Here is a 20,144-nt window from a genome sequence, read left to right as displayed (position 1 = left end):
TTCCAACTTATCGACAGCAGGCAATCTGCCACCTAACTAGCTGAAATCATCTCAGGAACAGGACCCGGCCTCCCAGATCGATGGGCAGGGTCACGAACGAACACACGTCAATCTCGACGACCGTGGGCCTGTGAATTTTCGGACTTACGCGAGCAGTGGTTCGCTGGGTAGCCTCCTTCGGTGGCGGATCTTGGGCAGGGCATTCATGAGCATCTGATCACCGGTCAGCTCGCCGAACAGCTAGAGCGCGTCGATCCCGCTCTGGTGCGGCTCGACCGGCTCGATCCGGCCGACGCGCCCGAAATCCTCGCCCGGCACCTCGCCGACCTGGCCCGTCGCGCCCTGAAAGCCGTACCCGGTGGGGACGACCGGGTGGCCCGGCAGGTGGCGGTGGCCAACCGGATCGCCGAGCGGATCGCCGACCTCGAACCGGCCGCCGTCGACGCCGACGACCAGGTCACCGATGCCCGGAACCTGTTGCACGCCATCGCCGCCCCACCGGTGCCGCCAGCCGCGCCGACCTTCCCAGCTCGCCCGAGCACTCCGCTGTCGACCGGCGCGCTCCTGGTCAACGGTCGGCATCAGCCTCGGATCGGGCACGAGATCAACCACGAGCTGGCCTCGGCCGACAGCGTCGACCTGCTCTGCGCGTTCATCAAGTGGGCCGGCGTACGCACCGTCGAGCCGGCGCTGAGGGAGCTACTCGCCCGGGGTGGTCGGCTGCGGGTCATCACCACCACCTACCTGGGGGCGACCGACCAGCGGGCGCTGGACCGGCTCGCCGCACTCGGGGCCGAGATCAAGGTGTCGTACGAGACCAGGACCACCCGCCTACACGCGAAGGCCTGGCTGTTCCGGCGGGGCAACGGTCTGACCACCGCGTACGTCGGGTCGAGCAATCTGTCCCGGGCGGCGTTGCTCGACGGGTTGGAGTGGAACGTCCGGATCTCGAACGTCGAGCAGCCGCACGTCATCGACACGTTCACCGCCACCTTCGAGGACTACTGGCACGATCCGGCCTTCGAGGAGTACGACGCCACCACCGACGCGGAGCGGCTCCGGGTCGCGCTGCGTGGGGAGCGGGCAGACGAGGCGCCGACCGAGATCGCCAACCTGGATGTCCGGCCGTACCCGTACCAGGCGGAGATCCTGGCCGACCTGGACGCGGAGCGGCAGGTCCACGGACGCCACCGGAACCTGGTGGTGATGGCCACCGGAACCGGCAAGACGATCGTGGCGGCACTGGACTACCGGCGGCTGCACCGGGCCGGGACGGTCGACTCGGTGCTCTTCGTGGCGCACCAGGAGCAGATCCTGCGGCAGAGCCGGTCGACGTTCCGGCAGGTGATGGCCGACGGGAGCTTCGGGGAGCTGCTGGTCGGCGGCGCACGGCCGCAGGAGGCCCGGCACCTGTTCGCCTCGATCCAGTCGCTGCACCGGCGGGAGATCGACCCCGGGGCGTACGACATGGTGATCGTGGACGAGTTCCACCACGCGGAGGCCCCGACGTACGCCAGGTTGTTGGAGCGGCTGACGCCGCGCGTACTCCTGGGGTTGACAGCGACCCCGGACCGGTCGGACGGCGGGGACGTCCGGCGGTGGTTCGACGGTCGGACGGCGGTGGAGCTACACCTGTGGGACGCCCTGGAACGGCAGCTCCTGGCCCCGTTCCAGTACTTCGGGTTGCACGACGACACCGACCTGTCCCACCTGCGGTGGAAACGCGGTCAGGGGTACGACCGGACGGAGCTGGAGAACCTCTACACCGCCGACCACGCGCGTGCCGGGATCATCCTGCGGGCGGTACGGGACACCGTCGACCCGGGGCGGATGCGGGCGCTCGGGTTCTGCGTGAGCATCGGACACGCCGAGTTCATGGCGGACTGGTTCACCCAGCGAGGCGTACCGTCGGCGGCGGTGACCTCCGGTGTGGACCGGGCCGCGCAACACGGGCTGCTGCGGGACTTCAAGGCCGGGAAGCTCCGGGTCCTCTTCACCGTCGACCTGTTCAACGAGGGTGTCGACCTCCCGATGGTGGACACGATCCTGATGCTGCGGCCCACCGAGAGCGCCACGATCTTCCTTCAGCAGCTCGGCCGGGGGCTGCGCCTCGACGACGACAAGCCCTGCCTGACGGTGCTCGACTTCATCGGCGGCCAGCACGCGAACTTCCGGTTCGACAGGCGGTGGCGGGCGCTGACCGGGGTGAGTCGTCGGGCCGTCCGGGACGCCGTCGAGCAGGACTTCCCGTCGCTGCCGAGCGGGTGTCACATCCAGCTCGACCGGGTGGCAAAGGAGGTGGTCCTCGCCAACCTGAAGTCGGCGATGCCCACCTCCCGCGCCGGGCTGGTCGCGGAGGTGCGACAGCTCGGGGACGTCACCCTCGGGGAGTTCCTCACCGAGACCGGTCTTGAGGTGGAGGACGTGTACCGGTCGGCGGCGCTGGGCGGGTGGACCGGGCTGCGCCGGGCCGCCGGGTTGGCGGTGCCGCCCGCCGGGCCGGACGACGTCGCACTCGGTCGGGCCATCGGGCGGATGCTCCACCTCGACGACGTCGACCGCCTCGACCTGCTGGCCCGGGTCGCCGCCGGGGAGCAGCCGAGCAAGGTCGCCGCCGGGAACACGCCGGGTGCCGGTCGGCTCTGGGACCTCCTGCACTTCGACCTGTGGGGGCCGAACACACCGCTGACCTCGCGGGACGAGCGGGTGGCCCGGCTCTGGGCGGAACCGGCCCGATGCGTGGAGCTGCGCCAGGTCGCCGAGGTCCTCCGGGACCGGATCCACCGGGTCACCACGCCCCTGGGGCCGCTGCGGGTGCACGCCCGGTACAGCCGGAACGAGGCGTGTGCGGCGTTCGGGATGTCGAACCCGGGGTCCCTGCGGGAGGGGGTGAAGTGGCTTCCCGACGCCCGGGCCGACCTGTTCTTCGTCACCCTGGTCAAGGCGGAACACCACTACTCCCCCACCACCATGTACGCCGACCGGGCGATCACCGAGACGCTGTTCCAGTGGGAGTCGCAGAGCACCACGTCGACCGGGTCGGCGACCGGGCAGCGGTACGTCCACCACGTCGACCGGGGGTCGACCGTGCACCTGTTCGTCCGGGAGTCCCGGGTGCCGGACCGGGACCTGGGCGCGCCGCCCTACCTGTACGCGGGGCCGATGACGTACCTGTCGCACACCGGGGACCGGCCGATGCGGATCGTCTGGGAACTGGCTCACCCGCTCCCCGCCGACCTGTACGCCGCCGCCCGTACCGTCGCGGCGTAGCTGCGGGGTGGAACCGGCGCCTACCGGAGCGGGGGGACACCACGCCCATATCGTCACTCCGCGATGTCCTGGCAATTTCGTGCCGCATCTCCGCAGCCGGGTTTCTGCGGCCGAAACGCGATACCGAGGACATCGGGAACGGAAGTGACAGTGGAAATATGACGGATGCATGACGATTCCCTATAGAGATCATCACCTTCCGTCGACGACAGTGGCGACGGTCCGGCAATGCTCGCCGGGCCGCGTCGGAAGCGACACGATCCGCGCAGGCGGACAGGAAAGTACCTGTTCACAGAGGGTGTTCGACAACCCGTCAGTCCTGGAGCGTACGTCCCGAATCGATACCGATGCGCCATCGATTCTGTGTCGAGCACCACGTTTGACCCTGGACCGACTGGATTTACCGCGATAGCGTCGGTAGCTTCACCAACCGGCCCAGATGAATCACTGAATAAACCGATGTCGATACCGCATGGACGAGACGTGAAGATGGGTGCCCTGGCGTGATCCGCCACCGGCCTCCGTCGGAGAGAGGACCGTGTCTGCGCTCGCAGTGAAGTCGCTCTACAAGGTGTTCGGTAGCCGGGCCGACGAGGCGGTCGAGCGCCTGGCCGACGGGCGGCCCCGCGCCGAGGCTCTGGCCGGACTCTCGGCCACCGCCGCCGTGATCGACGCGACGTTCGAGGTTCGACCCGGCGAGATCTTCGTCGTCATGGGCCTGTCCGGCTCCGGAAAGTCGACCCTGATCCGGATGCTCAACGGTCTGGTGCGCCCCACCCAGGGCAGCGTCGAGGTCGACGGGGTCGAGCTGACCACACTCAAGCCGGCAGCGCTGCGCAAGCTGCGTCGGGACAAGATCAGCATGGTGTTCCAGCACTTCGCGCTCATGCCGCACCGCACCGTGCTTGAGAACGCCGGGTACGCACTTGAGGTCGCCCGGCTGCCGAAGGCCCAACGGCGCGAGCGGGCTATGCAGGCACTTCGCATGGTGGGCCTGGAGGAGTGGGCGGACAAACTGCCGCACAACCTCTCCGGCGGCATGCGGCAGCGGGTCGGGCTGGCCCGCGCGCTCGCGGCCGACACCGACATCCTGCTGATGGACGAGGCGTTCTCCGCGTTGGACCCGCTGATCCGGCGGGAGATCCAGGACCAGCTCCTGGAGCTGCAGGCCGAGCTGGGCAAGACGATCATCTTCATCACCCACGATCTCAACGAGGCCATGCGGCTCGGTCACCGGATCGCAGTGATGCGGGACGGCCGGATCGTCCAGATCGGCACGGCGGAGGAGATCCTCACCGACCCGGCGAACGGGTACGTGGCACAGTTCGTCGCCGACGTCGACCGGACCCGGATCCTCACCGCCTCCTCGGTCATGGAGAAGGCGCAGAGCGTCCTGGACATCAGCGCCGGCCCCCGGGTCGCCACCAAGGCGCTGCGGGAGAACCAGACCTCGGTGGTGTACGTGACCGGCCCGCAGAAGAAGTTCCTCGGCACCGTCACCGAGGACGAGGTCTCGGCGGCGCTCCGCGAGGGTCGCTCGAACCTCGAAGGGTACGTGTCGACGGAGCGGGTCCGAAGCGTCGACGCGGACACCTCCCTGGCCGACCTCTTCGGCGACTCGGCGGCGAGCCAGCACCCGGTGGCCGTCCTCGACGACCGTGGTCGGCTGGCCGGCGTGATCCCCCGGATCACCCTCCTGACCGCTCTGGCCGCCGCCACACCCGAGCCGACCGACGTGCTCGACGAGCCCACCGCCGCGACCGAGCCCACCCCCGACGCGACCGACACCGACGGATCCGCGACCGACCTGCCCCAGGACGACGTGCAACTCGTGGGGACCACCAAGGGAGAGCACCAGTGAGTGTGAACCAGTCACCGCTGGACAGCTGGCTGCCCCGGATCCCGCTCGGCACCTGGACCGAATCCGCAGTCGACTGGGCCACGGGCAACCTGGGCACGCTGTTCGACACGGTGGCCACAGTGGTCGAAGCCCTGGTACGACCCCTCAACGACCTGCTCACCGGCGTACCCGCGGTGGTGATCATCGCGGTGTTCGCCGGTCTCGGCCTGTGGCTGCGGGGGTGGAAGTTCGCCCTCGGCACCACTGTCGCCCTCGGCCTGGTGGCCGGCATGCCGTACTGGGCCGAGACCATGAGCACCCTCGCACAGGTGCTCGTGGCAAGCACCCTCGCGCTGATGCTGGCGGTCCCCCTCGGCATCTTCATCGCCGAGAACCGACGCGCCGCCGCCGTGGCCCGGCCGGTACTGGACCTGATGCAGACCATGCCGGCCTTCGTGTACCTCATCCCGGCGATCTTCTTCTTCGGCATCGGGACGGTGCCGGGGGTGCTGGCCACCCTGGTGTTCAGCATGCCCCCCGGCGTACGCCTGACCGAGCTGGGACTGCGCCAGGTCGACAAGGAGATCGTCCAGGCCGCCGAGTCGTTCGGTGCGCCCCCGTGGATGGTGCTCCTGCGGACCAAGCTGCCGCTGGCGCTGCCCACCATCATGACCGGGGTCAACCAGGTCATCATGCTGGCGCTGTCGATGGTGGTGATCGCCGGCATGGTCGGCGCCGGCGGCCTCGGCGACGTGATCATGTTCGCCCTGTCCCAGATCCAGGTGGGCAGCGGCTTCGAGGGTGGAATCGCCGTGGTGACCCTCGCGGTGGTGCTCGACCGACTCACCGACTCCGCGGGCGACAGGTTCCCCTCCGCGCGGGCGCAACGCCTCGCGCGGGAGGCCCACTGACCGTCGCCCTCCCGCCGGCGTCCCTTCTTCCGCGTACGCGGCTGCGCCGGCACACCGATACAGAGGAAGGACAACTGTGTTCAGAAACATGAAGCGAGTCCTCGCCGTGGCGATGGCCGCCACCCTGGCGCTGGGTGCCGCCGCCTGCGGCAGCGACTCGGAGGCCGGTGGCTCCGGCGACGACGCCAACAAGAAGATCACCATCGGGTACATGGCCTGGGACGAGGCGATCGCCGTGTCGTACCTGTGGCAGAACATCCTGACCGAGAAGGGCTACGAGGTCGAGCTGAAGAACCTGGAGGCCGGTCTGGTCTACGGGGGTCTCGCCAACGGTGACATCGACCTGTTCCTGGACAGCTGGCAGCCGCTGACCCACGCCTCCTACATGGAGCGGTACGGCGACAAGCTGGAGAAGCTCGGCAGCTGGTACGACGGCGCGAGCCTCAGCATCGCGGTGCCCTCCTACGTGCAGGACGTCAACTCGCTGGAGGACCTGGCCGACAAGGCGGGCACCTTCAACGGGGAGATCGTCGGGATCGAGCCGGGCGCCGGGCTGACCAAGGCCACCCAGGAGGAGGTCATCCCGCAGTACGGCCTCGACGGCAAGATGCGGCTGAAGACGTCCTCCACCCCCGCCATGCTGGCGGCGCTGGACGGGGCGATCAAGGCCGAGCGGCCGATCGTGGTGACCCTGTGGCACCCGCACTGGGCGTACGCGAAGTACGACCTGAAGGACCTCACCGACCCGAAGGGCACCCTGGGTCAGGCCGAGCAGATCCACAACCTGGGCCGGCTCGGCTTCGGCGACGACTTCCCCGAGGTCACCGCGATGCTCAACAAGTTCAAGCTGGACAGCGACCAGCTCGCCACCCTGGAAGACCTGATGTTCAACACCCACAAGGGTGACGAGGAGAAGGCCGTCGAGGAGTGGCTGAAGGCCAACCCGGACTACCTGCAGACGCTCTCCTAGAGCCCTGGGTCACGGAGAGGGGCACCACCGATCCCGGTGGTGCCCCTCTCCGTCGTACCCCCGGTCTAGTTTGGGTCGACACCGACATCCACGGGGGTAGCGACATGATCGATCATCTCGGCATCCCGGTCCGGGACGTCCCGACCAGCCGGGCCTTCTACGACACCGTCCTCGCTCCGCTCGGAGCCCGACGGATGCTCGAGTACGGCGACGTCCTCGGTTACGGCGTCCACAAGCCCGACTTCTGGATCAGCCCGGCGACCTCGTCCGACCCGATCCCGGAGTTGCACGTCGCGTTCTCCGCGTCGACCCGGGCCGCCGTCCAGGCGTTCCACGACGCGGCGGTGGCGGCCGGTGCCGAGGTGCTGCACGCCCCACGGTTCTGGCCGGAATACCACCCCACCTACTTCGGGGCCTTCGTCAGGGACCCGGACGGCCACAACGTGGAGGCGGTCTGCCACCACGAGGACTAGGCCGCCGCCAGGCGGGGCGGTCAGCGGAGCGGGTCGCGGGTGCCGGCGGGCACGTCGGGCGTGCAGCGCCGCAACCTGTCGGCGGCCATCCGACCACCCACTGCCAGACCGTACCGTTGCACTGCGACGAGGCCGTACCCGCTGCACGTGGGGGTGTAGCGGCACCGGCCGGGCCAGCGGTGCGAGAGCCGGCGTCGGTAGGCGAGGATGGCCGCCCGACCCGCCTGGTCGGCCATCGGTGCCGGGACGATCCGGGCGGCGGCAGCACCGAGGGTCAGCAGGAGTGCGAAGGGTCCGCAGTCACACCCCTCGCAGCTCCAGGTGCTACAGCCGTCCCGTTTCCTGCTGCGTCGGGTGCCTGCGCGGTTGATCACGGTGCCATGGTGCGCCGACCCCGCAAGTCGGTCACCCGGCGACTCCGCGCTTCGGCCGGGTGGCGACCCCGCGCGTCTGTCACCCGGCGGCCGGGCGGCGGGAACGGGCCAGGGTCAGGACGACCGTGAGGGAGAGTCCGGCGGCGACGCACATGACCACCGCCATCGGTAGGGCGGTGCCCTCCCCACCGAGCCCGACCAGGGGTGCGGCGACCGCCCCGATCACCGACTGGATCGCGCCGAGCAGGGCGGCGGCGGTCCCGGCGTGGGCGGCGTGCCGGTCCAGGGCCAGGGCGGTCCCGTTGGGCATCACCATCCCCAGCGAGCTGACGAAGAAGAAGAGCGCCACCAGGACCAGGGCGACGAGGCCGGTGAGCACCCCGGTGAGGGTGGTCAGGGCGGCGACGCCGCTGACCACGAGGGTGCCGACGAGCAGGGTACGCGGGCTGAACCGGTCGAGGAGTCGGACGTTGGCCTGTCCCATCGCGACCAGTCCGAGGGCGTTGACGCCGAAGATGACCGCGAAGACGGTCGTCGACAGGCCGAAGACGTCCTGCACGACGAAGGACGACCCGGAGATGTAGGCGAAGAGGCTGGCGAAGGCGAGTCCCTGGGTGAGGGCGTACCCGATGTAGACCCGGTCGGTGAGCAGGGACCCGACGGTGCGGCCGAGGGCGGTCAGGCCGCCGGTGCTGCGCCGGGTGGCGGGGAGGGTCTCCGGCAGCCACCGGGCGACGGCCAGGGTGAGCAGCGCGCCGATCACGGCGAGGGTGACGAAGACGGTACGCCAGGAGCCGACCTTCAGCACCAGGCTGCCGATGGCGGGGGCGGCCACCGGGGCGATCCCGAAGACCAGGATGAGCCGGGAGAAGTACTTGGCGGCGTCCCGCCCGCTGTAGAGGTCGCGGACGACGGCCCGGGCGACGACGACACCGATCCCGCCGGCGAAGCCCTGCCCGAACCGGAGGGCGGCGAGTGCGCCGGCGGAGGGGGCGAAGGCGCAGACCAGGGAGAGCAGGGCGTACCCGGCGAGGCCGACGAGGGCGGGGGTGCGTCGGCCCCACCGGTCGCTGAGGGGTCCGGTGACGAGTTGACCGACGGCCATCCCGACCATGCAGGTGGTCAGGGAGATCTGGATCTGCGCGGCCCCGGCTTCGAGGTCGCGGGTCATCTCCGGGAAGGCCGGGAGGTACATGTCCAGGGAGAGGGGGCCGACGGCGGTCATCAGGCCGAGCAGGACGACGAGGCCGGCGCCGGACCGACCGGTGGGTGGGGTGACCCGGGGGGCGGCTGGCGCGATGGTGGACATGCTGGTCCCTCCGGGTACGGTGCTGGTCCCGGACACGATAGCTCTGTAGTCAGAGTTGTTGCGATGTGAGATGAGTGACGTGACGACTGACGACGAGACTGTGGAACAGCTCGGCAGCGCCCTCGGCGACCTGCAACGGGTGCTGCGTCGGGCCGCCACCCAGCGCTCCGGCAACACCGCCCTCCCGGACGCCCAGGTGGAGGTGCTCCGCCTGGTCCAGCGGCGGCCCGGGATCGGGGTGAAGGAGGTGGCCGAGGGGTTGGGGATCGCCCCGAACACCGTCAGCACCCTGATCGGGGAGTTGACCTCGGCCGGACTCCTGCGCCGGGACCGGGACCCGGCCGACCGTCGGCTCGCCCGGCTGACCCTCACCGACCAGGCCGTCGGGCGGATGGCGGCGTACCGACGGCACCGCGGTGACCTGCTCGCGGCCGGGCTGGCGGGGCTGGCCGAGCCGGACCGGCGGGAACTCCTCGCCGCCGCCCCGGCCCTGCGCCGCCTGGCCGACCTGGTGCTGGCGCACCGCCCCGGTCCACCGGCCTGACCCGTCGACCTCAGAGCCGGACGGTGCGGCGGACCCCCTGGTGGTGGGCGCAGGCGTCGGGCCGACCACCGTCGAGGGTGACAGCGCCGTCGCGGCACTGCACCAGGTAGCCCTTCCCCTCCCAGAAGTCCTGACCGCAGGTGAACCACGAGCAGAGCAGCTCGTCGGGTTCCTCGATCCGTTCCCCCTGGCCGCAGTAGTCGTACCCGAAGGGGTTGCGGGGTGCGCCGCAGAAGCGGTCCCGCGGCGACGGGCTCGACCCGGTGATCCGGCGGGGCTTGGGCGAGCGGGGTCGCACGGACGTCGCCGCCCGCTCCGGCGCGGCGACGGCGGCCACCTCGGCCTCCGGGGTGGCCGCGACAGCCACCTGGTCACCGCCGGTCCCCGGCGGGTCGGAGCCGATCAGGACGGCGGGGACCAGCATCGCCCCGGCGGCGGCCACCGCGACGGTACGTCGCCCACCCGGGACCCTGGCCGTGAACCGGGCCTGGGCGGGGGTGGCGATCTCCGGCCGGAACGGCCGCACCTGGGCGTGCTCGGCGATCAGCTCGTCGAGCTGGGCGAGGACCGTCGGTCGCTGCTCGATCGCCTCGGCGAAGGCCAGGGTGAGGGTGAACCGGAACCCGGCGGCGGTGGCCAACGGCAGGAGCAGCCCGGAGGCGCGTCGCCGGTCGAGCACCTGGAGGAGGGTGACCGAGGCGACCGGGTCGTGGGCGAGTCCGGTCATCCGCCCGTACGCCCAGTCGCGCCGCCCCCGGCCGCCGAGCAGCACCAGTCGGCGGCTGGTGATCACGGCGAGCCCGGTGTCGAGCACCCGGGTCCCCTCCCGGCGGCATGGACGCAGCGCGGCCCCGGCGACCGGAACCGTCAACTCGGGGGCGGGGAGGACGACGGTGTGCCGCATCTCGACCAGCCGCGCTGCGGGTCCGGCCCAGTGCACGATCTCGTCACTCGCCACCGCCAGGGGGAGACCGGCCCGGCCGGGGACCCCGGCACCGAACCCGGCCGCCGCGACCCGCATCCGGCGCAGCTCCTCGTCGCGCCGCCGCCACTCCTGCTCGGCTGCCCGGTACGCCCGACGCAGCCGCTCGTTCTGCCGGTACGCCCACTGATAACGCCAGGTACCCGTCGAATCAGACATCGCCACGCCGACTCCTTAGCCGCGCAACCCGGGGTGTCAGCCTGATCAACGAGGCGACTCGCCCGGAGCTACCGGGCATCCACCCTTCAATTGCATGAATGGGTGGCAAACCTGACTCTTCGGTGGATGGTCCGCGACACCGGAGCATCCCGGAGACTGGGGCCGCGACACCGGCAACCCGCCCGACCTGCCCACATGGTGCAGGCGGCGACGAATCGGTAACGTCACCGCACGACGGGTGCTGACCGACGCCCCGGCACCGACGTCGAGAGTGGGAGCACGTGGTGGACCCCGGAAACGCCCGGCAGCTGGGGACCGACCACCACCGGCCGGTGGTGGTCGGCGTCGACATCGGCACCACCAGCACCAAGGCCGTCGCCTACGACACCCGGGGACGCCCCCTCGGCACACACTCGGTGGGATACCCGCTCGACGCCCCGTTCCCCGGTCGGGCCGAACAGGATCCCGACCTGATCCACGCCGCAGTGCTGGAGACCGTCCGTACCGTGGTGTCCGGGTTGGACCGCCCCGTCGCCGGCCTGTCGTTCAGCTCGGCGCTGCACAGCCTGATCGGGCTCGACGCCGACGGCGAGCCGCTCACTCCGGTGGTCACCTGGGCCGACTCCCGGGCCGGACGGCAGGCCGAACGGCTGCGGGCCGCGGTAACCGGGCTGGCCCTGCACCAGCGGACCGGGACCCCGCTCCACCCGATGGCACCACTGCCCAAACTGGTCTGGTACGCCGAACAGAAGCCGGACCTGCACGCCCGGGTCGCCCACTGGGTGGGCATCAAGGACCTGATCCTGCTCCGCCTCTGCGGTGAACTGGTCACCGACCACTCGTTGGCCTCCGGGACCGGTCTGCTCGACATCCACCGCCTGGCCTGGGACTCCCAGGCCCTGGACATCGCCGGGATCACCGGGGGACACCTGCCCCGCCTGGTCCCCACCACCACGGTGCTGCCCGGCCTCACCCCCGAGGCGGCCCGGGCCACCGGCCTGCCCGTCGACACCCCCGTGGTGGTCGGAGCCGGGGACGGCCCCCTGGCCAACCTGGGCCTCGGGGCGGTCCGGCCCGGCGTCCTCGCCTGCTCCATCGGCACCAGCGGGGCGCTCCGGGTGATGGTCGAACGGCCCGCCGTCGACCCGCTCGGCGGGGTGTTCTGCTACGCCCTGACCGAGGACCGGTGGGTCGTCGGGGGCGCTGTCAACAACGGCGGGATCGTCCTCGGGTGGGCCGGGGACGCCCTCGCCCCCGAGCTGAACGGCGTCGCCGCCGGGGACCCCGACGGCCGCCCCACCGAGGAGGAACTGCTCGCGCTGGCCGCCCGCGCCCCGGTCGGATCCGGCGGGCTGATCATGCTGCCGTACCTGCTCAGCGAGCGGGCCCCGCACTGGAGTTCGCTGCCGCGCGGGGCGTACGTCGGACTCACCCACGGCCACCGGCGGGAGCATCTGGTCCGAGCCGCCCTGGAGGGGGTGTGCCAGCAGCTCGCCCTGGTGCTGCGTTCGGTCCAGGCCGCCGGCAACGAGATCCGTGAGGTACGGGCCAGTGGCGGGTTCGCCCGCAGCCCCCTGTGGCGGCAGATGCTCGCCGACGTACTCGGGATGCCGGTCCGGTTCCCGGCCGGACACGAGGGCTCCGGTTTCGGCGCGGCCCTGCTCGGCATGCAGGCCCTGAAGCTGATCGAGTCGATCGACGTGGCCGCCGACCTGGTCGAGATCGCCGAGACGGTCCACCCGGTCCCGGCCGCCGCAGCCACCTACGCGTCCCTGCTCCCCCTGCACGAGGAGCTGTACGACGCGCTGCTGCCCACCTTCACCGCGTTGCGCCGACTCGCCCCGGATCTTCCACCGGAACCCCAGCCGTCGGAGCCGCCGATGTGACAGGCGGACCACCGTGGGTCCACGGGGTCTCCTCCGGTGCGGGGAACGCCGCAGCGGGCAGGAAGGTGTCGGTCAGGGTGGTGTAGCAGAGCCGCTCCCCCACCTCGGGCACGGTCCCCGGGGCGGCCGTCCGGCCCCGTCCCATCCCACCGGAGAGTTCCAGGACCACCTCGGTCCCGGAGTCGGTCCGGGTCAGGTAGACCACCCGGGCCTTCTGCCCCGGGCGGGTCGGGGAGTACAGGACTGCCCCCACCGGCACCGCCACCGACTCCTCGGTGACCACCTGGATCCGGGGGCGCAGCACCGGGCGCTTGCCGGTGTCGTCGATCCGGTGCGGGTCGGCGAGGGTCACCTCCCCGACGAACGCCTCCCCGGTCAGCCGGTACTCGGCCATCACCAGCGGGTCGTCGTAGGCGCGCTGGACGGCGTACGACGTCAGGGCCCGTTCCAGGCGGTGCAGGCGAGCGGCGGCGGCGACAGCACCGTCCCGGCTGGGCTGCGGCCCACCCCCGGCGTCGACGTGCTCGCAGTAGCCGGTGAAGGAGTCCCGGTCCCCGGTGAACCGGCCTGCCACCCGCGCCCCGGCGGGCAGGGTGCGCAGCAGCGACAGCCCCCGCCACACCAGGTCCCAGGTCGGCGCGAGCTGACCGCGGAGCAGCCCGGTGAGGTGGGCGTACGCCGCCTCGCGAGCCCGGGGGTCGCCCTCGGTGGCGTCGTACGCGGCCATCGCCGGGGCGAGGACCTTGTTGTCGAACTCCGGGTCGGTGGTCGGTCCCGCCGGGGGCCACCGGTCCGGGTCCTCGGCGAGGGCCGACGCAGTGGGTCCGTCCTGACCGGGCGGCGGGTCGATCCAGCCGAGCAGGGCGGGCAGGTGCAGGTCCTCCACCACCGACTGTCCGGTGGCCCAGTGCAGACTCAGCGCCTCGGTCAACGCCACCGTGGTGGCGGAACCGGGATGCTCGGCGCGCTCGGCGAAGAACGTCAGCCACTGCCCGAGCAGCGGCACCGACGGGGGCACCGGATGGTCGCCGTCGACCCGCCGGAACCGGATCGCCCGGCCCAGCAGCCGCAGGAACGTCACCCCCGCCGGGTTGGGGACCACCACCTGCGGGGCGTCGACGTACCGGTGCCGGACGTCGCGACCCCGGTCGACGGGGACGGCCTCGGTCGCGCCCCGGTGCTCGTCGAGGAAGGGCAGCACGATCTCGGCCAGCTCGGACGCGAACCGTAGGCGCTGGTCCCGGTTACGGGGCTGGGCGACCGTCAACAGCCGCGCCTCGTCGGGTGCGGCACCGACCAGGGCGGCGAGCGGGGCGTTCGCCTCCCCGGCCATCGTCAACGGCACCACCACCAGGGGACGCTCCGCCAGGTGCAGGTGCCGTACGGTCGCCACCGGCTGGGCCCGTCCGGCGGCGAGGGCCTGCGCTCGGGCGAGCGCCCGCAGCGTACTCATGCGGGGCCTGCGGCGAGGGCGTCGGCGCGCAACCGGGCGGCGGACCGCAGCAGCGCGGCGGCCTCGGCCTGCTCCGGTCCCCCGGTCTGCTCCCCGGCGGCCAGGGCGAGGACCTCCCCGACGGTGGCCACCCCGCCGAGCGCCTCCCGGACCGGACGGCCGAGCGCACCGGTCTGTCCCCGGGTCTCGTCCCGACAGAAGTACGCCAGCTCGCAGCTGGCCAGGCACTCCGGGGCGTACCGGGCGTCGACCCGGCGCAGGGCGGCGGTGACCACCGCCGGGTCGGCCTCCGGGTCGGCGGTGAAGTCCACCGGCACCCCGGCCAGCACCGTGTCGATGCGGTCCATCCGGTCCAACTGCCGGCGCAGCACCAGCAGCTGCTTGCGGACGTCGACCAGGCTGGCGACCGGTTGGTTGCCGAAGTCACGCGGGCAGACCAGGACCACGTCGGTGCTGACCAGTTCGGCGTCGTGCCCGGCGGCGGTCAGGAGGTCGCGCAGGGCCAGCACGTAGACGGCGGACTGGATGGCGGCGGCGGCCACCTTCCCCGGGTCGGCCTGCCCGTCGACCACCGGGAACGACTTGATCTCGACGACGTGCCAGCGACCGGCGAGGCGCGCGGCGACCAGGTCGGGTTCCAGGTGGACCCGCTGCCCGGCCACCACCAGACCGAGCAGCGGATGGTCGAACAGTGCGGCGGCGTCGGTCTGCGGACGGGCCGCCGCGAGGAGACTGTCGGCGGACCGTTCGTGCCTGTCGGTCCGGCGGTCCGCGTCGTCGCCCAGGTCGGTCCAGGTGGCCCGCTCCGGGACGGGCACCCCCAGCCGGTCGGCGACCAGCCCCAGCAGCACCGTCCCGCCGTCGGCCTTGAGCTGCGCCTCGAAGGCGTTGCCCCGGGTGATGGCGAACCGGCTCTGCCCGAACCGGGCGGGGAAACCCACCCGCTGGGCCAGTACGGTCTTGTCCACCCCGGCGCCGTCCAGGACGGCCCGGCGGGTGCAACCGGGGTTGCCGGTCAGCGCGGCGATCGTACGGGCGTTGTGCCGCCGGGGTGCGACGCCACCCCGGATCTCGGCAAGTCGCTGCTCGGTGCTCCGCATGATCCGCCACGATAGCCGTCGCTGCCCCACCCGGCCCGGATCGGTGCGGCGACGACGGTCAGATTCCGGCGGACACCGGCGGCTTCGGCGCGGGGTGGGACGGTTCCCGGTGACGGACCAGGACGGCGACGACGACCGCGGCGACCACCGTCACCCCCGCCATCGTCCAGAGGACGGCCCGGAGGCCGCCGGTGAACCCGGGGTCGGTGAGCCGACCACCGGTGGTGCCGGCCAGGACCGAGCCGACCACCGCGATGCCTACCGTCTCGGAGACCATCCGGGCGGTGGTGACCAGGCCGGAACCGGTGGCCGCGCGGGTCGGTCCGACGCTGCCGACCCCCAGCCGGTCGAGCAACCCCATCGACAGGCCGATCCCGACCCCCATGGTGAGCAGCGGCAGAGCCAGTCCGAGGGTGGTGCTGTCCGGCCCGATCACGGTGGACCCGGCCGCCCCGACGCAGACCGCCACGACGGCGGCGACGATCACCGCCCGGTCGGGGAACCACCGCAGGAGCGCCGCCCCGGCCAACGGCAGGACCAGGGCCGGGGCGGTGATCAGGAAGGTCGTCGCCCCCGCCGCGCCGGGTGCCATCCCGACCACCCCGGTCAGGTACGACGGGAGGTAGACCACCATCGGCACCACGACGACCGCGACGGCGGCTGCCGCGGTCAGGATGCCCACGAACCTGGGCTGGGCCAGCAGGGTCAGGTCGATCATCGGATCGGGTCGCCGCCGTTGCACGGTGACGAAGAGGGCCAACAGGACCGGCGACCCGACGAAGGCACCGACGACGAGTGGGTGGGTCCAGCCGAAGGCCGGCCCCTGGACGAAGGCGAAGATCCCCAGCGCCAGGGCGGCGGCGAAGGTGCCGGTCCCGATCCAGTCGAACCGTCCCTTCCTCGGGTGTCGTACGTCGGGCAGCAGTGGCGTCGCCCCGAGCAGGACCAGACCGAGCGCCCCGAGCACGACGAAGACCGACCGCCAGCCGAACCCCTCGACCAGCAGCCCGGCGAGCCAGGGACCGCAGGACATCCCCACCCCCAGGGCGATGCCGAAGAGCCCGAACACCCGGGTCCGGGCCGGCCCGGGGAACGAGTGGGCGAGGAGCCCGACGCTGCTGGCGGCGGCGAGGGCGCCTCCCACCCCGCCGACGACCCGCAGCAGGTCGAGCTGGACGATGTCGTCGGCGAACCCGCCGGCCACCCCCGCCCCGCCCCAGATCGCGAGGCCCACGGCGAAACACCGGCGGACCCCGAGTCGGTCGGCCAGCGCCCCGGCGGCGAGGACGCTGCTCGCGAAGGCGGTGTGGTAGGCGGTCGCCACCCACTGCACCGAGGCGAGGTCGGCGGAGAGGTCGGGGCCGATCTCCGGGAGGGCGACCGACACACCGGTCACCGACATCGGCAGGAGAGCCGCTGACACCAGGACGACGACCAGCACCAATGCCGGTTGGATGCGCAACACGACTCCTCGTGACCTATGTGGATCAAGCCCACCCTACGGTCGCGAGGCCGCCCGGGGAAGGCGGCTACCGCTCCGGGGAGCGGTTCCAGGGGGAACGCGGAAGCCGGCCGCCGGCCCGGGGTCGGCGGGTCCGCCGACGAGACCGTCGGCCCGGGGTACAGGGCGGACGGGGCACCGAGTGCACCGGTGCCGGCTCGGGCGGACACGGCCGGCCGATCAGCCAGCACAGGAACCGGGTCATCGCCCGCATGTACCCGCCCGGGGCGGTGCTTACTCGTCGCGGCGGGTGTCGAGTTCGACGGCGAGTCGACGGAGGAACTCCCGGAACCGGTCCTCTCCGTGCGGGGTGTCGATCTCGTCGGTCAGCGGACCGTCGTACCGCCCGGCCCGGGCGATCGCGTCGGCGTACACGGTGGGGCCGGCACCGAGGTGACGCCGCTGCCGCATCGCCTCGGCCATCCGGGCGGCGGCCTCGTCGTCGAGGTCCGGGGTGAACATCACCGCGTACAGGATCTGGTTGACCACACCCTTCCAGTCACCGTCCGCCGCGCCCGGCACGCCTTCCGACCCGACCGAAGATCCCGTCGTCATGGCCGGGACCCTACCCGGGTCAGGGGGTCCAGTCGGGGCGCAGCGGGTGGCGGCTCCGTCCGTCCGGACCGGTCCGGGTGGCCAGCACCTGGTGCAACTGGATGCCGTTGCGTTCGAAGGCCAACCGGGAACCGGCCATGTAGAGACCCCACACCCGCGCGGTGCCCGCCCCCACCTCGCCGACGCAGTCCTCCCAGTTCGCCACCAGGTTGCGACCCCAGGCGGCCAGGGTCAGCGCGTAGTGGCGGCGCAGGTTCTCCTCGTGCTGCACCTCCAACCCGACGTCGTGGATCTCGCCGATCAGCCGCCCCGGACCGGCCAGCTCCCCGTCCGGGAAGACGTACCGGTCGATGAAGGCGCCCGACCGGTGCGGCGCCCGGTTGTCGGCCCGGGTGATGCAGTGGTTGAGCAGCCGCCCGTCGGGACGGAGCCGGTCGCGCAGCGCCACGAAGTAGCCGGGGTAGTTACGCACCCCGACGTGCTCGGTCAACCCGATCGACGAGACCGCGTCGAACCGCTCCCGGGGGGCGTCCCGGTAGTCCAGGTGGCGTACCTCGGCGAGCCCGGTCAGCCCCTCCCGTTCGATGGCCTCCCGCGCCCACTGCGCCTGGGCCGCCGACAGGGTCACCCCCAACGCCCGGACGCCGTACTCCCGGGCGGCGTGCCTGACCATCCCGCCCCACCCGCACCCGACGTCCAGCAGCCGCATCCCCGACCGCAGCCCGAGCTTCTGCGCGACCAGGTCGTACTTGGCCGTCTGGGCCTGCTCCAGGGTGTCCTGCCCGGAGCGGAACACCGCGCAGGTGTACGTCATCGACGGGCCGAGCACCCGTTCGTAGAAGGCGTTGGAGACGTCGTAGTGGTGGGAGATGGCGGTGCTGTCCCGGGACCGGGAGTGACGGAGACCGCCCATCAACCGCCGCCACCGGGGCAGCGCCTCCTGCGGAGGCGGCGTCGGGGGCAGCAGCCGTTCCCACCCGAGTCGACGGACCAGCTCCACCATCTCGGTCACCGTCGGGGTGCGTACCCGGAGTTCGTCCTTGAGCAGCCGCAACGCCTCGTACGGATCCCCCGGGTGGACCCCGTCCAGCACGAGGTCACCGCTGACGTACGCCCGGGCCAGCCCCAGGTCCCCGGGGGCGGTGATCAGGTACGACAGTCCCCGTTCGGACCGGACCGTCAGGGTGATGCCGCTGTCGGCGGGGCCGACCCCGGTGCCGTCGTACCCGGTGATGCGGATCGGCGGCACCCCTTCGGTGAGTGCCCGGACGACGTCGGCGACGGTCGCCCGGGGGCGACGGGTGACTGGTGACGGCTCGGGCGGGATGCTCGCCGTGCCCGGTTCTCGATCGGTCAGGCTCATCGTCGTGCCACCGCCTTCTCGTACAGTCCAGTGAGCCGATGCTGCGGGTCGTACCGGTCCCGGACGGCGCGCCAGGCCGCGCCGCCGTAGAGCCTGTCGAAGGACTCCCGGTCGTAGTAGGCGTCGGAGTAGAGCGACTTGTGGCCCCCCGCCTGCGCCACCGCCTCCTCGACCGCCCTGTTGACGGCACCGTCGGCGGCCCCCGGCGCGATCGGCACGCTCCCCCAGAAGCCGACGTTCACGTAGCCGCGTCCCGGCCGCAGCGGATACAGCGGCCAGGCGCGGGCGGACCCCGGCCCCGACGGTTCCCGCAGCCGCAGCGGGCAGAGCCACACCGGACTCATCCCGACGGTGCGGGCGAACCAGCGGAGGAACTCCGCCGTGTTCTCCAGCGGGACCTCCACGTCCTGGACCACCCGTTCCCGCTGCTGTCGGCCGCGTATCCGGTCCAGCCGGGCGAACACCCGGTGCCGGTGTTCCAGCCTGACCAACCGGTGGTAGACGTCGCTGCGCCGCCACCGGGTCGGCCAGAGGCGACGCAGCACCGGATGCTGCACCCCGAAGGCGGCCGAGCACCAGAACCAGTCGGTGTCCCACCGCCACAGGTAGTCGTGGGTGCGCAGGGTGTCGTGGGTCCGCTCGCGCAGCGACCGATAGTAGATCGCCTGGCCGGTGTAGTCGCTCACCGACCGGACCCGGTCGGTGAAGGTCCCCAGGACGAGGTACGCCTCCCCCGGGCTGAACATCACCCCGTCGATCGCGTCGACCTCCACCCCCTCCCACGACCGGGTACCGGTGATCTCGCCGATCGCCTCGACCAGCTCCGTCAACCCGGTGAACCGGACGTTGCGCAGGGCCACGAACCGGCGGACCGGCTGGAGGTCGATGCGCAGCCGGGTGGCGTAGCCGAGGCTGCCCAGGGAGTTGGGGAAGGCGGCGAAGAGGTCGGCGTGGTCCCCCTCGGGGCGGGCGGTGACGATCTCACCCGACCCGGTCAGGACGTCCATCTCGCGTACGGACTCGTGCGGCAGGCCGTGTCGGAAGGAGGTGGACTCGATCCCCAGCCCGGTCACCGCCCCGCCGAGGGTGATGGTGCGCAGTTGCGGCACCACCAGCGGCATCAACCCGTACGACAGGGTGGCCTCGACCAGGTTCTCGTACGTGCACATGCCCTGGACGTCGGCGGTGCGGGCCACCGGGTCGACGGCCAGGACGCCGCCCAGCCCGGTGACGTCGAGCCCCGGCGTCAGGGGCGTGGCGCGGGGGCGGAACAGGTTGGAGGTCCGCTTGGCCAACCTGACGGTCTGCCCGGGGGGAACCGAGTCGTAGGAGCGTCGGAGCCGGTCCACACCGCGGTCGTGGTCCATCGACCAGTCGGCACGTACCGCACACATGCGATCACTTTAAGCTCACACCGGCCGGGTCAGGGACGATTTCCCACCCGGTCGGGCGCG

At 72.0% G+C, this 20,144-nt stretch carries 16 protein-coding genes; 7 read left to right on the top strand and 9 right to left on the bottom strand.

Going from position 1 to position 20,144, the window contains the following annotated elements; translation table 11 throughout:
• Nucleotides 1–180 precede the first annotated feature (180 nt).
• From WHN02_RS09665 to WHN02_RS09645, 5 genes are all read left to right on the top strand, one after another.
• Nucleotides 181–3,270: a DUF3427 domain-containing protein gene (locus WHN02_RS09665; RefSeq protein ID WP_434743017.1), complete on the top strand. Its 3,090-nt coding sequence runs from the start codon at nucleotides 181–183 to the stop codon at nucleotides 3,268–3,270.
• 538 nt (nucleotides 3,271–3,808) lie between these two features.
• Complete coding sequence (locus WHN02_RS09660; protein ID WP_434743016.1) at nucleotides 3,809–5,131, top strand: quaternary amine ABC transporter ATP-binding protein; 1,323 nt, start codon at nucleotides 3,809–3,811, stop codon at nucleotides 5,129–5,131.
• Entirely contained in the window at nucleotides 5,128–6,021 is an 894-nt protein-coding gene (locus WHN02_RS09655; RefSeq protein WP_434743015.1) for an ABC transporter permease, read from the top strand. Before WHN02_RS09660 ends, WHN02_RS09655 begins: the two co-directional genes overlap by 4 nt.
• A gap of 88 nt (nucleotides 6,022–6,109) precedes the next feature.
• Nucleotides 6,110–6,991: a glycine betaine ABC transporter substrate-binding protein gene (locus WHN02_RS09650; protein ID WP_434743891.1), complete on the top strand. Its 882-nt coding sequence runs from the start codon at nucleotides 6,110–6,112 to the stop codon at nucleotides 6,989–6,991.
• A 104-nt stretch (nucleotides 6,992–7,095) separates the two neighbouring features.
• Nucleotides 7,096–7,464: a VOC family protein gene (locus WHN02_RS09645; RefSeq protein ID WP_434743014.1), complete on the top strand. Its 369-nt coding sequence runs from the start codon at nucleotides 7,096–7,098 to the stop codon at nucleotides 7,462–7,464.
• A gap of 20 nt (nucleotides 7,465–7,484) precedes the next feature.
• Here WHN02_RS09645 and yidD read toward each other — a convergent pair whose 3' ends face one another.
• Together yidD and WHN02_RS09635 are read right to left on the bottom strand one after the other, a co-directional pair.
• Nucleotides 7,485–7,838 carry a membrane protein insertion efficiency factor YidD gene (gene yidD / locus WHN02_RS09640; RefSeq protein WP_434743013.1) on the bottom strand — a complete coding sequence of 118 codons (354 nt, stop codon included), beginning with the start codon at nucleotides 7,836–7,838 and terminating at the stop codon, nucleotides 7,485–7,487.
• A 79-nt stretch (nucleotides 7,839–7,917) separates the two neighbouring features.
• On the bottom strand, nucleotides 7,918–9,147 hold the full coding sequence (locus WHN02_RS09635; protein WP_434743890.1) for a multidrug effflux MFS transporter: 1,230 nt from the start codon (nucleotides 9,145–9,147) through the stop codon (nucleotides 7,918–7,920).
• Between the two features lie 79 nt (nucleotides 9,148–9,226).
• Between WHN02_RS09635 and WHN02_RS09630 the strand changes: the two genes are divergently transcribed.
• Nucleotides 9,227–9,691 (top strand): MarR family transcriptional regulator, encoded by a 465-nt coding sequence (locus WHN02_RS09630; protein WP_434743012.1) that lies wholly within the window; start codon nucleotides 9,227–9,229, stop codon nucleotides 9,689–9,691.
• Between the two features lie 10 nt (nucleotides 9,692–9,701).
• Here WHN02_RS09630 and WHN02_RS09625 read toward each other — a convergent pair whose 3' ends face one another.
• Nucleotides 9,702–10,838, bottom strand: coding sequence for a hypothetical protein (locus WHN02_RS09625; protein ID WP_434743011.1), 1,137 nt, complete (start codon nucleotides 10,836–10,838; stop codon nucleotides 9,702–9,704).
• Nucleotides 10,839–11,116: 278 nt separating this feature from the next.
• Between WHN02_RS09625 and WHN02_RS09620 the strand changes: the two genes are divergently transcribed.
• A complete protein-coding gene (locus WHN02_RS09620) occupies nucleotides 11,117–12,718 on the top strand; it encodes a gluconokinase (RefSeq protein WP_434743010.1) in 1,602 nt (533 codons plus the stop codon).
• On the opposite strand, the gene WHN02_RS09615 is transcribed toward WHN02_RS09620, so the two are convergent.
• The 6 genes from WHN02_RS09615 to WHN02_RS09590 form a co-directional block, all read right to left on the bottom strand.
• Entirely contained in the window at nucleotides 12,651–14,171 is a 1,521-nt protein-coding gene (locus tag WHN02_RS09615; RefSeq protein WP_434743009.1) for a hypothetical protein, read from the bottom strand. The genes WHN02_RS09620 and WHN02_RS09615 overlap by 68 nt on opposite strands.
• Nucleotides 14,168–15,271, bottom strand: a complete 1,104-nt coding sequence (locus WHN02_RS09610; RefSeq protein WP_434743008.1) for a hypothetical protein — start codon at nucleotides 15,269–15,271, stop codon at nucleotides 14,168–14,170. The genes WHN02_RS09615 and WHN02_RS09610 overlap by 4 nt, the downstream gene beginning before the upstream one ends.
• Before the next feature lie 58 nt (nucleotides 15,272–15,329).
• Nucleotides 15,330–16,733: an MFS transporter gene (locus WHN02_RS09605; RefSeq protein WP_434743007.1), complete on the bottom strand. Its 1,404-nt coding sequence runs from the start codon at nucleotides 16,731–16,733 to the stop codon at nucleotides 15,330–15,332.
• A 273-nt stretch (nucleotides 16,734–17,006) separates the two neighbouring features.
• Nucleotides 17,007–17,327 (bottom strand): hypothetical protein, encoded by a 321-nt coding sequence (locus WHN02_RS09600; RefSeq protein ID WP_434743006.1) that lies wholly within the window; start codon nucleotides 17,325–17,327, stop codon nucleotides 17,007–17,009.
• Nucleotides 17,328–17,346: 19 nt separating this feature from the next.
• On the bottom strand, nucleotides 17,347–18,690 hold the full coding sequence (locus WHN02_RS09595; protein ID WP_434743005.1) for a class I SAM-dependent methyltransferase: 1,344 nt from the start codon (nucleotides 18,688–18,690) through the stop codon (nucleotides 17,347–17,349).
• Nucleotides 18,687–20,084 carry an FAD-binding oxidoreductase gene (locus WHN02_RS09590; protein WP_434743004.1) on the bottom strand — a complete coding sequence of 466 codons (1,398 nt, stop codon included), beginning with the start codon at nucleotides 20,082–20,084 and terminating at the stop codon, nucleotides 18,687–18,689. The genes WHN02_RS09595 and WHN02_RS09590 overlap by 4 nt, the downstream gene beginning before the upstream one ends.
• Nucleotides 20,085–20,144: the final 60 nt, after the last annotated feature.

It is taken from the genome of Micromonospora sp. SH-82 (assembly GCF_051132485.1).
Lineage (GTDB): Bacteria > Actinomycetota > Actinomycetes > Mycobacteriales > Micromonosporaceae > Micromonospora.
This window is presented reverse-complemented; position numbering and strand designations above follow the sequence as displayed.

What these genes read in the sequence shown, in the direction of transcription:
- WHN02_RS09650 (WP_434743891.1), top strand. Translation starts at nt 6,110, where the DNA reads ATGAAGCGAGTCCTCGCCGTGGCGATGGCCGCCACCCTGGCGCTGGGT.
- WHN02_RS09645 (WP_434743014.1), top strand. Translation starts at nt 7,096, where the DNA reads ATGATCGATCATCTCGGCATCCCGGTCCGGGACGTCCCGACCAGCCGG.
- WHN02_RS09635 (WP_434743890.1), bottom strand. Translation starts at nt 9,147, where the DNA reads ATGTCCACCATCGCGCCAGCCGCCCCCCGGGTCACCCCACCCACCGGT.
- WHN02_RS09615 (WP_434743009.1), bottom strand. Translation starts at nt 14,171, where the DNA reads ATGAGTACGCTGCGGGCGCTCGCCCGAGCGCAGGCCCTCGCCGCCGGA.
- WHN02_RS09610 (WP_434743008.1), bottom strand. Translation starts at nt 15,271, where the DNA reads ATGCGGAGCACCGAGCAGCGACTTGCCGAGATCCGGGGTGGCGTCGCA.
- WHN02_RS09600 (WP_434743006.1), bottom strand. Translation starts at nt 17,327, where the DNA reads ATGACGACGGGATCTTCGGTCGGGTCGGAAGGCGTGCCGGGCGCGGCG.
- WHN02_RS09595 (WP_434743005.1), bottom strand. Translation starts at nt 18,690, where the DNA reads ATGAGCCTGACCGATCGAGAACCGGGCACGGCGAGCATCCCGCCCGAG.
- WHN02_RS09590 (WP_434743004.1), bottom strand. Translation starts at nt 20,084, where the DNA reads ATGTGTGCGGTACGTGCCGACTGGTCGATGGACCACGACCGCGGTGTG.